The sequence below is a fragment of the Streptococcus tangpeifui genome, assembly GCF_011038795.1.
Lineage (GTDB): Bacteria > Bacillota > Bacilli > Lactobacillales > Streptococcaceae > Streptococcus > Streptococcus tangpeifui.
In genome coordinates, this window is record NZ_JAAKDU010000002.1 from 202,516 (window position 1) to 220,148 (window position 17,633).

At 40.7% G+C, this 17,633-nt stretch carries 18 protein-coding genes and 1 tRNA gene; 12 read left to right on the plus strand and 7 right to left on the minus strand.

Annotation, left to right across the window (positions count from 1 at the left end; genetic code table 11):
- Positions 1 to 165: 165 nt before the first annotated feature.
- From G7Y32_RS02630 to G7Y32_RS02650, 5 genes are all read right to left on the minus strand, one after another.
- Positions 166 to 408: a type B 50S ribosomal protein L31 gene (locus G7Y32_RS02630; RefSeq protein WP_004229899.1), complete on the minus strand. Its 243-nt coding sequence runs from the start codon at positions 406 to 408 to the stop codon at positions 166 to 168.
- Positions 409 to 521: 113 nt separating this feature from the next.
- A complete protein-coding gene (locus tag G7Y32_RS02635) occupies positions 522 to 1,751 on the minus strand; it encodes an NAD(P)H-dependent oxidoreductase (RefSeq protein ID WP_165210549.1) in 1,230 nt (409 codons plus the stop codon).
- A 21-nt stretch (positions 1,752 to 1,772) separates the two neighbouring features.
- On the minus strand, positions 1,773 to 2,378 hold the full coding sequence (locus G7Y32_RS02640) for an NADPH-dependent FMN reductase (RefSeq protein ID WP_165210227.1): 606 nt from the start codon (positions 2,376 to 2,378) through the stop codon (positions 1,773 to 1,775).
- Positions 2,379 to 2,921: 543 nt separating this feature from the next.
- On the minus strand, positions 2,922 to 3,854 hold the full coding sequence (locus G7Y32_RS02645) for an FAD:protein FMN transferase (protein ID WP_165210230.1): 933 nt from the start codon (positions 3,852 to 3,854) through the stop codon (positions 2,922 to 2,924).
- Positions 3,838 to 4,782 (minus strand): DHH family phosphoesterase, encoded by a 945-nt coding sequence (locus G7Y32_RS02650; RefSeq protein ID WP_165210233.1) that lies wholly within the window; start codon positions 4,780 to 4,782, stop codon positions 3,838 to 3,840. The genes G7Y32_RS02645 and G7Y32_RS02650 overlap by 17 nt, the downstream gene beginning before the upstream one ends.
- A gap of 396 nt (positions 4,783 to 5,178) precedes the next feature.
- Between G7Y32_RS02650 and G7Y32_RS02655 the strand changes: the two genes are divergently transcribed.
- Positions 5,179 to 5,943 carry a DpnI domain-containing protein gene (locus G7Y32_RS02655; protein ID WP_165210236.1) on the plus strand — a complete coding sequence of 255 codons (765 nt, stop codon included), beginning with the start codon at positions 5,179 to 5,181 and terminating at the stop codon, positions 5,941 to 5,943.
- Between the two features lie 138 nt (positions 5,944 to 6,081).
- Here G7Y32_RS02655 and yghU read toward each other — a convergent pair whose 3' ends face one another.
- A complete protein-coding gene (gene yghU / locus G7Y32_RS02660; protein WP_165210239.1) occupies positions 6,082 to 6,873 on the minus strand; it encodes a glutathione-dependent disulfide-bond oxidoreductase in 792 nt (263 codons plus the stop codon).
- Between the two features lie 138 nt (positions 6,874 to 7,011).
- Between yghU and add the strand changes: the two genes are divergently transcribed.
- The 7 genes from add (at position 7,012) to rplS (ending at position 14,143) form a co-directional block, all read left to right on the plus strand.
- Complete coding sequence (gene add / locus G7Y32_RS02665; RefSeq protein WP_165210242.1) at positions 7,012 to 8,019, plus strand: adenosine deaminase; 1,008 nt, start codon at positions 7,012 to 7,014, stop codon at positions 8,017 to 8,019.
- Positions 8,020 to 8,085: 66 nt separating this feature from the next.
- On the plus strand, positions 8,086 to 8,529 hold the full coding sequence (locus tag G7Y32_RS02670) for a flavodoxin (protein ID WP_165210245.1): 444 nt from the start codon (positions 8,086 to 8,088) through the stop codon (positions 8,527 to 8,529).
- A gap of 899 nt (positions 8,530 to 9,428) precedes the next feature.
- A complete protein-coding gene (gene sufB, locus G7Y32_RS02675; protein WP_165210248.1) occupies positions 9,429 to 10,814 on the plus strand; it encodes a Fe-S cluster assembly protein SufB in 1,386 nt (461 codons plus the stop codon).
- A 637-nt stretch (positions 10,815 to 11,451) separates the two neighbouring features.
- A complete protein-coding gene (locus G7Y32_RS02680) occupies positions 11,452 to 12,138 on the plus strand; it encodes a VTT domain-containing protein (protein ID WP_165210251.1) in 687 nt (228 codons plus the stop codon).
- A 62-nt stretch (positions 12,139 to 12,200) separates the two neighbouring features.
- Positions 12,201 to 12,467: a chorismate mutase gene (locus G7Y32_RS02685; protein ID WP_165210254.1), complete on the plus strand. Its 267-nt coding sequence runs from the start codon at positions 12,201 to 12,203 to the stop codon at positions 12,465 to 12,467.
- A gap of 42 nt (positions 12,468 to 12,509) precedes the next feature.
- Entirely contained in the window at positions 12,510 to 13,697 is a 1,188-nt protein-coding gene (locus G7Y32_RS02690) for a chloride channel protein (RefSeq protein WP_165210257.1), read from the plus strand.
- A gap of 98 nt (positions 13,698 to 13,795) precedes the next feature.
- Positions 13,796 to 14,143, plus strand: a complete 348-nt coding sequence (gene rplS, locus G7Y32_RS02695; protein ID WP_165210260.1) for a 50S ribosomal protein L19 — start codon at positions 13,796 to 13,798, stop codon at positions 14,141 to 14,143.
- 188 nt (positions 14,144 to 14,331) lie between these two features.
- On the opposite strand, the gene G7Y32_RS02700 is transcribed toward rplS, so the two are convergent.
- Positions 14,332 to 14,682 (minus strand): MerR family transcriptional regulator, encoded by a 351-nt coding sequence (locus G7Y32_RS02700; protein WP_165210263.1) that lies wholly within the window; start codon positions 14,680 to 14,682, stop codon positions 14,332 to 14,334.
- A 159-nt stretch (positions 14,683 to 14,841) separates the two neighbouring features.
- Here G7Y32_RS02700 and G7Y32_RS02705 point away from each other — a divergent pair, with 159 nt between their 5' ends.
- The 4 genes from G7Y32_RS02705 (at position 14,842) to nrdI (ending at position 17,427) form a co-directional block, all read left to right on the plus strand.
- Entirely contained in the window at positions 14,842 to 16,020 is a 1,179-nt protein-coding gene (locus G7Y32_RS02705) for an MFS transporter (RefSeq protein WP_165210265.1), read from the plus strand.
- A 1-nt stretch (position 16,021) separates the two neighbouring features.
- Positions 16,022 to 16,681 (plus strand): NAD(P)-dependent oxidoreductase, encoded by a 660-nt coding sequence (locus G7Y32_RS02710; RefSeq protein WP_165210268.1) that lies wholly within the window; start codon positions 16,022 to 16,024, stop codon positions 16,679 to 16,681.
- A gap of 85 nt (positions 16,682 to 16,766) precedes the next feature.
- Positions 16,767 to 16,838: transfer RNA gene (locus tag G7Y32_RS02715), tRNA-Arg, on the plus strand.
- Positions 16,839 to 16,971: 133 nt separating this feature from the next.
- Positions 16,972 to 17,427, plus strand: a complete 456-nt coding sequence (nrdI, locus tag G7Y32_RS02720) for a class Ib ribonucleoside-diphosphate reductase assembly flavoprotein NrdI (RefSeq protein ID WP_165210271.1) — start codon at positions 16,972 to 16,974, stop codon at positions 17,425 to 17,427.
- Positions 17,428 to 17,633: the final 206 nt, after the last annotated feature.

The window sequence follows — 17,633 nt, forward strand, 5'->3', positions numbered from 1 at the left end:
TGATGAACTGTGCAGGGGTAAGACTAAGCCGGCACAGCCAACAAGTCTTTCCCCAACCACTGTGCCTAGCCAATAAAATTGACCAAATAAATAAGGCTGAGAACTTTTGTCTCAGCCTCTTTTTTTTCCGATAGAAAAAACAGCTCCGATGAGCTGTTTTCAATCTTATTTGAGGCCGTACTTTTTGTTGAAGCGATCGACACGTCCATCTGCTTGTGTGAATTTTTGACGGCCAGTATAAAATGGATGTGAATCTGAAGAAATTTCAACACGTACCAAAGGATAAGTTTCGCCTTCAAATTCAACAGTTTCTTTAGAAGGTTTTGTTGAACCACTAAGGAACTTGTAACCAGTAGTTGTATCAAGGAATACGACTGGGCGGTATTCTGGATGGATATCTTTTTTCATTCTCTAAAATTTCCTTTCTGCCATAGCTTTTCTAAGCCATAGTTTAATAACTATTCTAGTTTAACAAAGTTCCCTAGCTTTGGCAAGACTTTTAGTCAAATTCTTTAAGGTTTTTAGTGAGAAGATGCACCAGAAGTAGCATCAGCAGCAGTTGGAGCCCCGCCGTTAGAAGAAGATGCACCGGAAGTAGCATCGGCATTGGCGGAACCGGCAGCTGGGGCTGCTCCACCAGCCAAATGCTGACCAGTAGTTTCCAAATACCAGTCCAACCAAGGCTTGAAGTTAAAGACAATTTCATTGATACCTGCATAAGAACCATCGTCATAATACATAGCTTGATAATTATGGGTATTGAGGACAGCTGGATTGGGATTAGGAATTAAGGTCCGAACGACTTCTTGATCACCATTACGCAGGGTACCAATAACCCATTCAACATTTTTCATTCGATTAGCTGGTAGGCTGCTGTGGACTGTTGATAAACGGCTGCCTGACTGTGATGGAACACGTTTTGCAAACATGGTTTCTGGATCTTGGTGAGCATTATTGTAGTAGAGAAATTGATTGTTATCATCCGCATAGGTCAATTCAAAGGGCATAGACTTGAGGAACATATTGATTTGATCGACAGTTAGGATGCCGTGATCAAGCTTGACATAGGTATTACCCGAGACAGCACCAGTAATTTCGGCCACTTTTTCAACCCAGTCTGGATCATCAGGATCAACTTCGGTTACAGTGGTTGCGATTGGATGGTTACAATCCAAATCTTCTGGTTCGATAGGTTTTGGTTTTTTCAATTTTGAAACGACCTCCACATATTTAACGAAGTTATCTAAGCAGGTACTAAGGAAATCAACAGTTCCTTGGTTGATGATATCACCATTATCGTCAAAGGCTTCTTTTGCCTTGCCCAAGAGAAATTCATTACCAGGTAAGGTGTAAGCATTAACACCAGGTGCATCCAAAATTTTTCTCAGATGAACCTGAGCTCGTGAAGTTCCTTGATCATAGTAGGAGGCTCCGACAATCATAACGGGTTTGTTTTCAAAAGGATGGAGGTTGAAGGATAGCCATTCTAATGTACTCTTGAGTGCCGGTGTGATGGTGTGGTTATGTTCCGGTGTTGCAATGATGACACCGTCAGCGCGGGTAATTTTATTATAAAGATATCGGACTGCAAAGGAATCCGACTGGTCTTCGTCTTGATTGAACATTGGGACATCTTTGATTTCTAAAACTTCTAGTTCAAATTGAAATTTAAAGTGCCGACGAATATATTCCAGCAGCATGCGGTTATAAGAGGTTTCTGCGTTTGAGCCTACAAGTCCAACAAATTTCATTGTCATTTTTTATCCTCCCTTTTAGTTCAAAGTTTCCCAGTCGAAGTTTTCAGCCTCTTTTTTCAAGAGTTCCTTGGCATGAGACATTTTTTCTGTCATTTTTACAAAAAGCCTGAAGTCATCAAAAATAGCATCCAATTTTTGACTGGTTTCAATGTCATTGAGTTCTCCTTTAAGATCAAAGGCTTGTAAAGAGTGAGATAAAAGAAATTCATCAGGGAGAACATTAGCTTTGAGCTCTGGGGCATTGAGAATTTGTCGCAATTGGAGCTGAGCACGAGAAGAGCCTAAGGTTCCATAGGAAGCTCCTGTAATCATGACGGGTTTGTTAAGCATGGGATAGATACCATAGGATAGCCATGCCAGAGCATTCATTAGAACTGCAGGAACAGAGTGGTCATATTCAGGTGTTCCAATAATCACCCCGTCAGCGGCTTCAATTTTAGCAGCCAGTTGTCTAACGGCCTCAGGTAGTATACGATCCGCAGGTTTATTAAAGAGAGGTAAATCCTTAATTTCAACCAACTCTATGTCTGCCTTGTCAGCAAAATGTTTTTGCATATACTGTAGTAGCTGTCGGTTAGTGGACTTCTTAGAATTTGTTCCAACGATTCCGATAATTTTCATAATATAGCCTCCTCTGTTTAAGATATTAAGCCGTTAACCACGCTAAAGAAAAATAGGAACCTGACGATGAATCATACAGGTTCAAGGAAGGTGAGCTTTTTTACAGGAGCGTCGTAGGCGAGTTCCATTAACAAAATACGGCAGAGGTTTGTTATCTAAGTGCTTTGCACTTGATAGCAAGCGCCAATTACTAAGGTGACTTGGCTACCTCTCCCATTAACTCCATTTGGTTAGCAAGATTCCAAACGGAGTATCACAAAGGGACAATTCGCTTTAGCAAAAATTCCTGATAGGAACATAGAGAGTGAGACAGAAATCGGTATTATAATACAATTGATGTCATCGTCTTACCTTCGCAAGGATAGTCAGGATGAAACACTATTATGCAGATGATAAGTACCTTCAATCACCTACTAACTAGTTATTACTTGCATCGACTATAATTGCTTTTTTCTGAAAGAAATCGTCCCGTGTGCAATTCTGAATGCAGTATTATTGTAGCAAAAAAGCACCTCTTTTGAAAGTGCTTACAAAATATTTGAATCAGTTTTTCCAGATTGGCAGGTTAGAGCTAGATAAAACTTGGTTATTTTTAGTTACAACTAGAGTAGCTAAATCGGGTACTTGACTGACTTCCGTCAAAATTTCTGATGGGGATTTACCAAAGAGACGAGTAGTCCAGATTTCCCCGTCAACCGATAGCTTAGAAACAATGGTTAAACTGACTGTCTGGCAATTGACGGGATAACCAGTCTGACTGTCGAAAATATGGTGGTAAGTTTTTCCTTGGTAGGTAAAAGTTCGCTCGTAGATACCTGAAGTGACCACCGATTGGTCGCGGATGGAAAGAATGGCTAAGTGGTTTCCCCGAGGAAGTTTGGGATTTTGGATACCGATGCGCCAGTTTTGATCTGGATTATGGTAGGCAGGTCCGAATGTTAGGACATTGCCCCCTAGGTTGATGAGTCCAGCAGAGATACCCTGTTTTTTCAAAAATTCCATAAGTCGGTCGGCAATATAGCCCTTGGCCAAGGCTCCTAGGTCAATTTTCATACCAGTCTTGGCCAGATAGACAGAAGAATTTTTCTCATCCAGAATAATTTGTCTAGGATCAATCAGAGCTAACTTGGCTTTTATTTCCTCTTGACTGGGAACCTTAGCATCGTCAAAACCAATTCGCCAGGTCTGAATCAGTGGCCCAATGGCAATATTAAGATGACTGCCAGAGGCCAGACTGTGCTTTTTTCCTAGAGCAATCAGTTCAAAAAGCTGAGGATGGACAACGACAGCCTTATTACCTGCTGACCGATTGATAGCCATTAACTCAGAAGAATTATCATTAGCAGAAAAGCGATGGTTATAGAGACGAAGGAGTTCTTCGGCTTCATCCAAAATAGGTTCTGGATTGGCGTGATAAATGGAGATATCAATAGTTGTCCCCATTAGATAAACTTGCCGATTAGTTAGTGTTGGCATGGGCAACGGCCTCTTTAATTTCTTGGTAAATTTGCTCGTTTTCTTCTAAACTGTAAGAATTAGCTCCGCTGGCAAGCGGGTGCCCACCGCCATCGTGGCGTTTGGCAATTTCATTGATAATGACTTTTTTACTGCGAAGACGAACGCGATAGTAGCCTTCAGGTTGCTCAACGAAGATGGCCCAAGATTGTACAAGGTCAATCTTGCCTGGCGTACTGACAATGGCTGAGCTTTCAGCATCACTGATATCAAACTCCTCCAGCACCTGACGAGTTAAGAGCAGGCGGGCTGCTCCGTTTTCATCAACTTCCAAATGCTCGAAGACATACCCCTGTAGTTTAGCAATTTTGAAGGAGAAACTGTCCATTTGACGAGAAATGGCTGCAAAGTCAAAATCAAATTCTCGTAAGTCAGCCGCAATTTTCAAAGTTTTAGAACTAGTGGCGTCATAGAGAAAGCGACCAGTATCGCCAACAATACCAGCATAAAGGAGACGAGCAGCCTCATTGGTTAGCTCAAGGCCAGTTTCACGGGCAAAATCAGTGATAATTTCGCTGGCTGAAGAGGCTTTGGTATCAACATAGAGTAAGTCACCATAAGGATCTTCGTTAGGATGATGGTCAATTTTAATCAAACAATCGCCACGCTCAAAACGTCCATCATCAATACGAGGCGTGTTGGCAGTATCTGTCACGATGACTAGAGCTCCTTGATAGGCGCTGTCCCCAACAGTATCCATCTTGCCCAGCCAGCTTAAACTTGGTTCATCACTGCCCGTTGCCAGCACAGCTTTATCAGGAAAGTTATGGCGCAAAATCTCCCGCAGCCCCAGCTGACTGCCTAAGGCATCAGGATCAGGCCTTTGGTGACGGTGAATAATAATCGTATCATGAGTTTGAATTTTTTCCAAAATCTGGTTGAAAGTCATAATCTTCTTCCTTTAATGTAATGTTTTTTATGCTATTATAGCACGGAATACTTCCATTACTTGAAAAATAGTAAAAAAGAATCTATATACGGTCAAAATGAATTTGGTATAATTGGTAAAATATCAAAGAGGTGAGAAATAAGAGCAGTATAGCCATCGATTCCTTACAAATAGTGATTGTTATAGTACTCACATCAGTTGGTTTGATGCTGTTACGAACTGGTAAGAGTTGCTGATTAACATCGCCAAGATGAGATATTGAAGCCTTTACACGAAATGTCGACATTCAAATGTAAGGACAATGTAGGAAAAGCGAAGTTCCTACAGCTGTGCTTTCTTCTCCGTTACGTTTAGCTTAAGTTTGATGTACGATATAAAATATAAAGAGGTTGATGAATGGATTTATCATTTGATTTAAGTATAGCAAATGCTTATAAAAGCAAATCTCAAAAAGCCAGAGTGCTGACTGAAACTTGGGTAGCCCGTAATATTTATTGTCCCAATTGTGGCTGTAGCCCAGTACAGAAATTTGAAAATAACCGTCCAGTCGCAGACTTTTGGTGTGCTTCCTGTGCAGAAGAATTCGAACTCAAAAGCAAAAATGGAAAGTTTTCATCAACTATCGTAGATGGAGCTTATCAGACGATGATAGCCAAAATTAGGTCAAACAATAATCCAAATTTTTTCTTTTTAAATCATACCAAGGAAATGACCGTTAGTAATTTCATCGTCATACCTAAGCACTTTTTCACTCCTGAAATAATTATAAAGCGTAAGCCCTTATCTCCAAATGCTAAACGAGCTGGATGGGTTGGTTGTACCATTGATATGAGTAAAATATCAGAAAGCGGGAAAATTTTTCTAGTCAATAATGGAAGAGTGATAAATCCTGATTTAGTTCAGGAGAAATTTCAGAAAACTTTGTTTTTACGCCAGCAATCCGCTGATAAGAGGGGATGGCTATTAGAAATGCTAAAATGTTTGGATAAAATTTCTGATGATGAATTTACGCTAAAAGACATATATACTTTCGAAGCAGACTTTAAACAAAAGTATCCGGACAATCACCATATTAGAGAAAAAATTCGACAACAATTGCAAGTATTACGTGACCAAGGTATTATTGAATTTTTGGGAAAAGGAAGGTATAGAAAGTTGTGAGCTTTTGGAATAGATAGACACCCATTTTCTAACTTGGATTTGGTTAATCCGCTTAAAGAGGTAATTCCGTATCTGATTGGTGGTTAAGCAAAAAATTAGGTACCATGCTAAATAAGCCCAGTACCTTTTAAAATCGTCTTATTTTATTTCTTTATACTCAGCTGTTAAGCCGCGTTTAACAGCTGGACGTTCCGCAATTTTCTTTGTCCATGCCTGTAGATTTTTGTATTCTGTGACATTGAGAAAGATTCCTGCACGATCCCAGATTTTATCTTGAGCCAAGCGGCCATACCAAGACCAGATGGCGATATCAGCAATAGTATAGGTGTCGCCCGCAATATAAGGTTTCTTGGCTAATTCCTTATCAAGAAGGTCTAGCTGACGCTTGGCTTCCATAGCAAAGCGATTAATGGCATATTCGATTTTTTCAGGCGCGTAGTGGAAGAAGTGCCCAAAACCGCCACCCAAGAAAGGAGCAGCCCCTGTTTGCCAGAAGAGCCAGTTAAGAACTTCATTGCGCTCAGCTGGATCTTTTGGAATGAGCTGATCAAATTTTTCAGCCAAGTAGAGCAGGATATTAGCTGATTCAAAGACACGAACAGGACTTTCTCCAGATAAATCTAAAAGGGCAGGAATTTTTGAGTTAGGATTGATAGCAACAAAATCAGAGCCAAATTGGTCACCATCACTGATGGAAATTTTAAAGAGGTCATAGCCGGCTTCCCTGACACCTAACTCTTTTAATTCCTCAAACATGATAGTGGCTTTAATGCCATTAGGTGTTCCCAGAGAATAGAGCTGAAAAGGCTGTTCTCCTTTAGGCAGTGTTTGCTCGAAGCGAGCTCCAGCAGTCGGTTGATTGATCGATCCCCAAGCGCCACCAATACTAGATGGATTTTCCCAAACTTCAGGCAGTTTGTAGTCAGACATGGTCTTACCTCCAATTATTTTAGTTATGGCCTTATGCTACCAAAATACGAGCATGATTTCAAAAAATTGATCGATCTAGGTCTTGAATTTTTGCTTAGTTGTGATAAGATAGGAAAAATATTTTAAAGGAGATTAGACATGTTTCAATCACTAGCTAAGACAGAACTGCACTGCCATTTGGATGGTTCCTTATCTTTAGATGCTATTCGACAGTTGGCCCAAATGGCCGAAATTGACATTCCAGAATCTGATCAGGAGCTAAGGAGCTTAGTGACGGCTCCAGAACATTGCCAAAATCTAATGGATTATCTGAAGACTTTTGATGTTATCCGCCCGCTCCTACAGACTCAAGAGGCTCTGGAATTGGCAGCTTATGACGTGGCTCGTCAGCAGGCTAAAGAAAATGTCATTTATAGTGAAATTCGTTTTGCTCCTGAATTATCTATGGATCAAGGCTTAACAGCCAGTCAGACAGTCAAGGCTGTCTTAGCAGGTCTGAAGCAGGCTCATGAAGAGTTTGGCATTGTCAGTAAGGCTATAGTTTGTGGCATGCGGCAATCGGATCCTGAGTTGACTTGGGAAATTCTATCAGAAGTTGCAGACTTAGCTCCCCAAGGCTTAGCTGGTTTTGATTTTGCAGGAGATGAGCATGCTTTTCCACCTGCCAAAATCGAAAAGCTCATCAAAAAGGTTCAAGAACTGGGCTACCCCTTGACCCTACATGCTGGTGAGTGTGGCTGTCCCCACCATATTGTTCAAACCTTAGAACTGGGTATCACGCGAATGGGCCATGCGGCAGCTATCACCCATCATCCAGAGATTATTACTGAATTTGTTAGGGAGGGAGCGACGGCTGAGCTTTGCCTGACCAGCAATCTCCAAACCAAGGCTGTTCCTAGTTTGGCTGATTATCCTTATCAGGAGCTCCTCAAAGCAGGTGCTAAGATTACTATTAATACCGATAATCGGACGGTTTCTGACACTAATTTAACCAAGGAATATGAGCTTTTTAACCGTTACTTTGCAGCCAGCCCTGCTGATTTTCTGACCTTCAATCAAAATGCAATCTCAGCCGCCTTTACTAGTCAAGAAGAGAAAGAACATTTATTTAAAAAGCTAAAAGGAGCTTATCAGCCGTATTTATAAGATTTGCGTCTATTAAAAAGTTCTCTAATGTGCTATAATCATCTCAATGATTATTTGGAGGAAACTATGGCTTTAGCTAAAATTGTTTATGCAAGTATGACAGGCAATACCGAAGAAATTGCGGATATCGTGGCAGAGAAATTAGAGGAATTGGGACACACGGTTGATGTGGACGAGTGTACCACTGTCGATGCCGCTGATTTTGAAGATGCTGATATGGCTATTGTTGCTACCTACACCTATGGAGACGGCGACCTGCCCGATGAGATCGTTGATTTCTACGAAGATTTAGCTGATGTTGATTTAACTGGCAAGATCTTTGGTGTAGTCGGTTCAGGGGATACCTTCTATGATTATTTTTGTAAATCTGTTGATGAGTTTGAAGACCAATTTGCTTTGACAGGTGCTACCAAGGGAGCTAATTCTGTCAAGGTTGACCTAGCAGCAGAAGACGAAGATATTGAAAATCTCGAAGCCTTTGCCCAAGCAATGTCAGCCAAATTAGGTTAATACTCAAAGAAAATCAGTATAGATGTGGATAGCGAAAAGGCTTAAGGAAACTTTTTGAGGTTTTGAAAATGGACGGCAGAGCTCTTCCCGCAAATAGAGCGAGTTGAAGTCAATGGCGTATCATTTTGATTTTCAAAGAGTGCAAATAGTAGTAGAGGAATCGGTTAGAAATTGTCGGTTCCTTTTTCGTGAAAATTCCTTGCAAAGAGGTTATAATGAAAAGAGAGCGGGACTCAATCAGTAAATCGTGATAAAATCACGACTTTGATTTTCCTCGCTCTCCCATTTAAGGCTCAGATCTTTGGCACTTTTTTGTTTTTAGGTGGCAGACTTTGGCAGTCTATGCCCAGACTGCCAAAGTTCACTGGAGCATTTCAATCCCGCCTCCGCACAGTTGATATTGGTTTTTCAAACAGTCCAGTGGACTGTTTCAGGTAGATGCTTAAAATTAAGAAGTGTCCAGTTACAGAAAAGCCAATCAGCAGTGGTTCATTGGTGCTAAAGCACCTAATGAACTGTGCAGGGGTAAGACTTCTTGACATAGCCAACCAGTCTTACTCCCAACCACTGCGTCAATCTAGTAAATCTAGAACAATGCTAACGAGTCTGGACTTTTGTCCCAGACTCAGTGTAGATTTTTAAGCGAGTGGGGGTTATCAGTATAGCAAAACTGCTGAAAAACCTTACCTCTGCGCAGTTGATTGTGAAATTTTCAAACAGCTCCTCAAACTGTTTATTTAGTAAAGCATTCAACAATTACTTTCGTTGGCCTGAGATAGGCTAAATACTAAATCATTGAGCTTATCGTCACTAGTCAACTACAAAGTTAAACTACCAAAGTTAAAAATTATTACAGCTGGTGACTTTTGCGCCAGCCTTTCCAGATAGATGGAGGAAATATGGCTAAGAATAGAGATTACGCTTTTGGTTTCCACGATGATGTCAGCGCCCTAGTTTCAACAGGTAAGGGCTTGACTGAGGAAGTCGTTCGAGAAATTTCTCGAGTTAAAAATGAACCAGATTGGATGTTAGACTATCGGCTCAAGTCCTTGGAGCTCTTTCATAAGCTTCCTATGCCTGAGTGGGGTCCTGACCTATCAGGTATCAATTTTGATGATATTATCTACTATCAAAAGCTATCCAAGGATCGTTCCCGTTCTTGGGAAGAGGTGCCTGATAAAATTAAGGAAACCTTTGACCGTTTGGGAATTCCTGAGGCCGAAAAGCAGTATCTGTCAGGTGCTGCTGCCCAATATGAATCTGAAGTGGTTTACCACAATATGAAGGAAGAGTTTGAAAAGCTGGGTATTGTCTTTACCGATACCGATACGGCTTTGCAGCAGTATCCAGAGCTCTTCAAAGAATATTTCGGTACAGTCATTTCCAATGCTGAACATAAATTTGCTGCTCTCAATGGGGCAGTTTGGTCAGGTGGCACCTTTATCTATGTTCCAAAGGGAGTTCAGTGTCCGATGCCGGTGCAGACCTATTTCCGAATTAACAGCGAAAATGCTGGTCAGTTTGAACGTTCCCTCATGATTGTTGATGAAGGAGCTTCTATCCAATATATCGAAGGCTGTACAGCACCATCATATACGACTAACAGCTTGCATGCTGCCAGTGTGGAAATTGTGGTTAAGCGCGATGCTTCCTTCCGCTATACGACTATGCAGAACTGGTCGGATAATGTTTATAATCTAGTAACCGAGCGGGGAATCGTTGAAGAAAACGGTACGCTGGAGTGGATTGATGGAAACCTTGGTAGTAAGGTTAATATGAAATATCCTTGTTCCCTTCTCAATGGCCCTCATGCCCGTTGTTCGGTTCTGTCCATGGCCTTTGCCAACTATGGGCAGCACCTAGATGCTGGTTGCAAGGTTTACCACAACGCTCCGAACACTTCCAGTACCCTGATTTCTAAATCAGTTGCCAAGGATGGCGGTCGGACTGACTATCGCGGAACGGTTCGTTTTGCAACAAATAGTAAGGGTTCTAAGTCCCATATCGAGTGTGACACCATTCTCATGGATGAGGAATCAAGCTCGGACACCATTCCTTTCAATGAAATTCATAACTCAGATGTGGCTTTGGAACACGAAGCTAAGGTCTCCAAAGTTTCTGAGGAACAGCTCTATTATCTGATGAGCCGAGGTATTAGTGAGGAAGATGCCACAGCCATGATCATCAATGGCTTTATGGATCCAATCACCAAGGAACTGCCGATGGAATACGCTGTTGAACTCAATACCCTTATCAATATGAGTATGGAAGGATCGGTTGGTTAAAAGATCAAGGAGCCGGGGTAGAACCAAAGCATTTTAATCCCACCTCTATACAATTGATCTTGGTTTTCTCAAACAGTCTCCCAGACTGTTTAAGGAAGCGTCTGAAAATGGGAATACGTCCCAAGACGGACTACAATAAGCAGTGGTTCATTTGTAATAAAGCTCCTAATGAACGGTGTAAAAATAAGATTTCTTGGCCTAGCCCACACGTCTTACTCCCAACCACTGCGTCAATCTGGTAAATCTAGAATAATGCTAACGAGTCTGAGACAAAAGTTCTCAGACTTGTTTATTTGGTCAATTTTATTTGCTCTAGGCGCAGTGATTGGTTGGATATCCTTATTCCTTGCTATACAAGTGATAGCGGCTACCCTAACCAACTGTGCGGAGGTGGGATAGAAAGCCTGCCACCTAAAAACAAAAAAGTGGCAAAGACCTGAGCTTTAAATAGGAGAGCGAGGACAATCAAATTCTTCGAATGATTGATTTCTTATACGTAATCTTCAGAGATTGCAATGCTTTGTGGGTGAGGGCCAAGCTATCATGGCTGTTTGTCCCACTCTCTTCTTTGTAATAGCTTAACAGCGTCGGGGATTATTAGCTTGAATTTCGGCTACCAATCCCCTATAATAAGCCTATGTCATTTAAGAAAATAAATCTAAAAGGGCAAAGTTTACGGCGCATCATTGCCCTTTCGGGTCTAGTTGTCGGACTGTTTTATCTGTCTTTCGTCCTTTTCCGTTATCGAGATAATCTCAACAGTTTCTTTAATCTTGAGCAGCAGGTGCTCTCTCTTGGGCGTCAATTCTCGTCAGCTAATGCGGTTAATTTTTGTGTTTTGATTCTGCTGACAGCACTGGGGTCGGCTGTTCCCTTCCTGTCCAATGCTGTGCTTGCAGTTTTCAATGGGGTTGTTTTTGGACCGTGGCTGGGGCTACTGATGAATTTGATAGCTAACAGCTTAGGAAATTTTCTAGCCTTAAAAATTTTATCTAAAATTACTATCATAGAACGAGAGAAAAGCTTTTCTGAAAAGTTAGACTTCTTGAAGAAAATGGCCAATCCTTATCTGGCTATTAGCCTTGGCTATATGGTGCCTATCTTTCCTACTCTTTTGGTTAATTATTTAGTCATTGAGTTGAACTTTCCTCTGAAAAAATGGTTGCCATGTGTGTTAGTCGGAATCTTTCCCACTTCCTGTTTATATGCCTTTGGTGGAGACGCCATTCTCAAAGGAAATATCAAGAGACTGATTATTTTGCTTCTTATGGCTTTAATAGTTTACTTCTTAGTAAAAGCTGTCGTTAGCAAAAAGAGGGTCTAGTTTTACTAGGCTCTTTTTGCTATAATTTAGGTATTTTGAAATGGTATTGTAAGGGGGACTGTATGGATTTAGAAGCTATTCGACAAAATATTGACGCGCTTGATAAAAATTTAGTAATCTTAATGGAAAAACGAATGGACTTAGTCAGCCAAGTTGCAGCCTACAAAAAGGCAACTGGTAAGGCCATCTATGATCAGATACGTGAAGAAGCTGTTCTAAACAAGGTATCCAGCCTAGTCGAAAACAAAGACTTTGAACCTTTTATCCGATCGACCTTTGCTGATATGATGAAAGAGTCTCGTGCTTATCAAGCACAAAAGCTAAAGTAAAGATTACAGCGATTTCTGGGCTTCTTAGTTTGGAGGAAATTTATGCTTAAGTCACTAAAAAATAACACTCTGCTCGCTGTGACAGCTATCATTATCGGTTTGATAATTGGAATCATTGATATGATTTTTGGGCGTATCCTAGTCTTTGTCAGTGATTTTCGGGATAACCACCTAGTCTGGACCCTGCCTTTTTTAGCTCTTGCCGGTTTACTTAGTATCTGGCTCTACCAGCGATTCGGTGGTGAAGCCGATAAAGGAATGGGCTTGATCTTTGAAGTTGGTCAGGAGGAAAGGGACAGTATTCCTAGAATTCTGATTCCCTTAATTATGGTAGCAACTTGGCTGACACATCTTTTCGGTGGGAGTGCTGGGCGAGAAGGTGTAGCTGTGCAGATTGGGGCGACGGTTTCGCATTGGTTTGGTCAACTTATTCCACTGGAAAATAGTTCCCGCATTTTCTTGGTGACAGGAATGGCAGCTGGTTTTGCTGGTCTCTTTCAAATTCCCCTGGCTGCAACCTTCTTTGCTCTTGAAGTGTTAGTCGTTGGAGAATTGGCCTTTTCAGCCCTCTTGCCTGCCTTGCTTGCTTCTTTAGTAGCCAGTCAAACTTCTCATGTTCTGGGCTTGGAAAAATTTGCAGTACCAGTATCTGTCCATCTGGGTTTGAGTCCAGTTATCATTGTAAAATTGCTTCTCTTGGGACTTTGCTTCGGCCTTGTGGGTAATCTCTTTGCAGCCAGCTTGACCTGGACCAAGAAACAAGCCTCTGCCGCTTTCAAAAATCCCTATTGGCGGATTGCTATTATTAGTCTCTGTCTGACAGTCCTGCTTTTTATGCTTGGACAAGGACGTTATGCAGGATTGGGAACTAACTTGATTTCAGACAGTCTTCTGGGTGGTGAGATTTATCCTTGGGATTGGGCTCTGAAACTGGTTTTGACAGTCCTTACCCTGGCGGCTGGTTTCCAAGGAGGAGAAGTGACACCGCTTTTTGCAGTAGGAGCCAGTCTCGGAGCAGTTCTAGCAGGCCTTTTTGATCTCCCGGTAGCTCTTGCAGCGGGCCTAGGTTATATCAGTGTCTTTGGTTCAGCAACTAATACCCTCTTAGCTCCAATTTTACTGGGTGGTGAGGTATTTGGTTTTGACAATACGCCCTACTTTGTCATTGTGGCAATAGCTGCTTTTCTCTTTAGCCATAAACATACAATTTACACCTTGCAAAAACGCTAATCATAGTGTAAAATATTCTATGTGTGTAATGGACACACGAAAATACGGCTAATCCGCTGGGACAAGCACCTAAGATTAGTAAGATAGGAGAACAATAAATGAATCCATTAATCCAAAGTTTGACTGAAAGTCAACTGCGTACTGACATCCCTAACTTCCGCCCAGGTGACACTGTCCGTGTTCACGCTAAGGTTGTCGAAGGTAGCCGCGAACGTATCCAGATCTTTGAAGGTGTGGTTATCTCACGCAAAGGTCAAGGTATCTCAGAAATGTATACTGTCCGTAAGATTTCAAGCGGTATCGGTGTCGAACGTACATTCCCAGTTCACACGCCACGTGTTGAAAAGATCGAGGTTACTCGTCACGGTAAAGTGCGTCGCGCCAAATTGTACTACTTGCGTGCTCTTCAAGGTAAGGCAGCGCGTATCAAAGAAGTTCGTAAATAAGAAACAGTTTACTGAGCTGTTTAGGTTGAAGAAAATGGTTATTTTCTTCAACTTTTTTATTTGCGAGATAAAAAACTCTTAGAATGCTGAACTATCAACAATTCTAAGAGTAGTAGATATTATTTATCATTTCAGAGTATTTAAGATAAGATTTGTCTATGTTTTGAACAGTCTGTTAGACTGTTTTTTTATTTTTCTTCAGAATTTGATGGCTTATCTTCTAAATGATTAGATAAGCTTTGGAACATATCATTCAGAGTTAACAGACGTTTTTCAACTTTTTTTACAGAGGCTTCTAAAGTAAATCCCTCTTCTAACATTTCTTGAATTAAGAGTATTTTTTTGATGTTCATATAATCATATCGTCTAGTTGTCCCTTCCTTACCATTCTGAGATTGGATAATCCCTTTTTCCTCCCAATAACGGATTTTTCGAATAGGAATACCAGTGATTCGAGAAACTTCGCCGATACCAACAACTAATTTTTTTAAGAGTTCCACATCCAATAATGCTGAGTAATCTTCGTTTCTTTTCTCCATAAAACAAGCCCTTTTTAGTCTATATAAGTTTTGATGATAGCTCTATTTTACAATATTGAGAGTTAAAGGACAATTTTTCTTGACTATCAAGCAGATTTATTCTACAATCATTGTAGATTATATACAAAAGTATTTATTTGTTGCAAAAAGGAGCTTGACATGAAAGAAAATCGAGTCAACAGAAACGAAGTAATTTTAGCAACGTTACTATTTTGGTGTGGTCTTGTAGTTGTCGCCAGTAATTATATAACGATTCCTTTAATGTCTGTTTTTAATCAGCAGTTTCATGCCAGTTCAGAACAAACAGCCTTGTTAGGAACAAGCTTTTCCTTTGCTTATGCTTTTGGTTGTCTTTTAGTTGGAGTTTTATCTAATAAATTTGGTAGAAAAAGAATGATGATTGGAGGCTTGATTTTATTGTCAGTCGTTACTTTTATCATTCCCTTCGGGAACCAGTTGTCTTGGTTAATTTTGGGACGGATGATTCAAGGGATAGCGGCATCGAGTTTTGCTCCCGTTGCTGTTATCTATATTTCTGAGAAATTTTCAAAAGGCTTTAGGGGGACAGTTGTAGGCCTTGTTAGTGCCAGCTTTTTGATTTCAGCGATTGTAGGCCAAATTGTCAGTGCTTATATTAGCCAGTTACTGAATTGGCAAGCAGTCTTCTATATATTTGGAATGATTTATTTATTAACAGCTCTTATCTTATTTACCTACGCTTCGCCCGTTTCTAAACAAAATCAAGGAATTCATTTTTCTCAACTTTTGCATCAGTATTGGAAGGTATTAAGAAAAAAGGACTTAGCTAAACTTTATCTGATTGCGCTCACTTTATTGTTTGTCTTTGTAGCTTTTTACACCGTTTTAGAAAGCTATTCAGTTCATATACTTCATTTGAGTAAGACTGTTGTTTTCAGGATAAGGGCTTTAGGGATTGTCGGTATGATGCTTGCTCCTTTGGCGGATAAATTGGCCAAAATGTTTGATATAAAACGAGTACTCATCTTGTCTTTGCTGTCTTCGCTTCTATCTCTTTCTATTGTTGCTTTTTATCCCTATCTCAATGTGTTGATTGTAATGAGCCTTTTATTTGTAGCCGGAATTTCAATCATTGTTCCCGTCTTAATTATTTTAGTGGGAAAATTTGGGCAGGAACAAGCTGGAATCGCTGTTTCTTTTTATACCTTCACTTTGTTTTTAGGTGCCAGTTTGGGACCGCTTGCAGGAGTTCAGTTATTGACCTTGTTAGGGGAAAAAATAACCCTTTTGACCTTAGCACTGATATTGTTATTCAGTATGCTGATAGCATTTACTTTGGGAATTAAAGGAGAACAATAATATGCAGAAGGTATTAGTATTAGGCGCAACCGGCAGAACGGGAAGTTTGGCCATAGAAGAATTGTCTAAATATAAGTCTATCCAGCTCATTGCTGGCCTAAGAAAAGTAGAAGACAAGGAGCGGCTACCTAGGTTAAAGGCAGCGTTAGAGACAGCAGTGATTGATATTGATGATGTCTGCAGTCTGCGCAAAGCTTTGATTGACAGCGACATTGTTATTCAAGCTATTCGCCTACGAGAAGATATATCAGAAGATGCTTTAATTCAGCTGGATCAGCGGATTCAGCAAGCTCTTAATCCCTCAAAGAAAACTCATCTGGTTACGGTTGGAGGTGCTGGATCCCTAAAATTAGCCAATAGTCGGCGCTTTTGGGAAGATGAACATTTTCCAAGACAAACTCTGCCTAGAGGCATTGCTCATGCTAAACTGAGAGACTATTTGGAAGAGTCCTCTTTTGATCATACTTGGACCTATTTGATTCCTCCGCCAGTTTACATGGCTCAAGGAGTAAGAAGCGGTCGTTATGATCTCTATCCTTCGGCACAAAGAGAAGATTTTTTTCTCAATAAATCTATTTCTTATGCAGATTTTGCCTTGGCGATAGCAGATGCTGTAATGGAAGAGTGGCAGGGCGTTTACTTGATTTCAGGAAAGGAATAGCCTTGCCTTACGTTTTAATTGCTTGAATCAGCTTCTTAGGGTTGCATTCGTTTTTAGTCTAAGGTACAATAGAGGAAGTTTATATGTCTCCTTAGTTAAATGGATATAACAACTCCCTCCTAAGGAGTAGTTGCTGGTTCGATTCCGGCAGGGGATATTGGCAGAAGGTCTCGGTTGCACCGAGGCCTTATTTTTTCTCTAGCTTGACCTCCTTTATTCCTAGTGCTACAATATCTTGTATATAAGTAAACAATCGAACACAAGATATTGTAATAGAAGGAGTTTTTTTCTTGAAGTTTGTCTATATTAGCCTGAGTGGTAATACTAAGGCCTTTGTCCAGAAGCTGGTTGATTATTTTGCCTTTCACCATGCTGATATCCCAGTTGAAACTTTAGATGTCAAAGAGTTAGTCAAAGAAGGTCAGGCTTATCCTGATTTGGATCAACCCTATATAGCTTTTTTGCCGACTTATCTGGAAGGTGGAAATGGTGTTGATAACGGCGACCAAGAAATTCTGACGGCAGATTTACGCAAACTGATTGCCAAGGGAAACAATGCCAGAAATTGTTTAGGTATTATTGGAAGCGGCAATCGAAACTTTAATAACCAATTTTGTCTAACAGCTTATCAATATTCTGACCAATTTGGCTTTCCCGTTCTTGATACTTATGAGATGAGAGGCCTGTCTGCTGATGTGGAACGAATTGCTGGGAAAATTATGATGGCTTACAATTTAGAAAAATAGAGAGACAGAGAGCGGGTCTTAATAAGTCAGTCGTGATAACATTGCGATTTTGATTTTTCCTGCTCTCTTTTTAGAACTCAGATCTCTGCCACTTTCCTATTTTTAGGTGGCAGGCTTTGGCAGTCTATTCCCAGACTGCCAAAGCCCAATGGAGCCTTTCAATCTCACTTACGTAGTTGACCTTGGTTTTCTCAAACAGTCTCCCA

Bases quoted from the DNA above. Each gene is read 5' to 3' on its own strand.
- G7Y32_RS02690 (WP_165210257.1), top strand. From the start codon at position 12,510: ATGCTTAAGTCACTAAAAAATAACACTCTGCTCGCTGTGACAGCTATC.
- G7Y32_RS02680 (WP_165210251.1), top strand. From the start codon at position 11,452: ATGTCATTTAAGAAAATAAATCTAAAAGGGCAAAGTTTACGGCGCATC.
- G7Y32_RS02640 (WP_165210227.1), bottom strand. From the start codon at position 2,378: ATGAAAATTATCGGAATCGTTGGAACAAATTCTAAGAAGTCCACTAAC.
- G7Y32_RS02655 (WP_165210236.1), top strand. From the start codon at position 5,179: ATGGATTTATCATTTGATTTAAGTATAGCAAATGCTTATAAAAGCAAA.
- G7Y32_RS02670 (WP_165210245.1), top strand. From the start codon at position 8,086: ATGGCTTTAGCTAAAATTGTTTATGCAAGTATGACAGGCAATACCGAA.
- add (WP_165210242.1), top strand. From the start codon at position 7,012: ATGTTTCAATCACTAGCTAAGACAGAACTGCACTGCCATTTGGATGGT.
- sufB (WP_165210248.1), top strand. From the start codon at position 9,429: ATGGCTAAGAATAGAGATTACGCTTTTGGTTTCCACGATGATGTCAGC.
- G7Y32_RS02650 (WP_165210233.1), bottom strand. From the start codon at position 4,782: ATGACTTTCAACCAGATTTTGGAAAAAATTCAAACTCATGATACGATT.
- G7Y32_RS02685 (WP_165210254.1), top strand. From the start codon at position 12,201: ATGGATTTAGAAGCTATTCGACAAAATATTGACGCGCTTGATAAAAAT.
- yghU (WP_165210239.1), bottom strand. From the start codon at position 6,873: ATGTCTGACTACAAACTGCCTGAAGTTTGGGAAAATCCATCTAGTATT.
- G7Y32_RS02645 (WP_165210230.1), bottom strand. From the start codon at position 3,854: ATGCCAACACTAACTAATCGGCAAGTTTATCTAATGGGGACAACTATT.
- G7Y32_RS02635 (WP_165210549.1), bottom strand. From the start codon at position 1,751: ATGAAATTTGTTGGACTTGTAGGCTCAAACGCAGAAACCTCTTATAAC.
- rplS (WP_165210260.1), top strand. From the start codon at position 13,796: ATGAATCCATTAATCCAAAGTTTGACTGAAAGTCAACTGCGTACTGAC.
- G7Y32_RS02630 (WP_004229899.1), bottom strand. From the start codon at position 408: ATGAAAAAAGATATCCATCCAGAATACCGCCCAGTCGTATTCCTTGAT.
- G7Y32_RS02710 (WP_165210268.1), top strand. From the start codon at position 16,022: ATGCAGAAGGTATTAGTATTAGGCGCAACCGGCAGAACGGGAAGTTTG.
- G7Y32_RS02705 (WP_165210265.1), top strand. From the start codon at position 14,842: ATGAAAGAAAATCGAGTCAACAGAAACGAAGTAATTTTAGCAACGTTA.
- G7Y32_RS02700 (WP_165210263.1), bottom strand. From the start codon at position 14,682: ATGGAGAAAAGAAACGAAGATTACTCAGCATTATTGGATGTGGAACTC.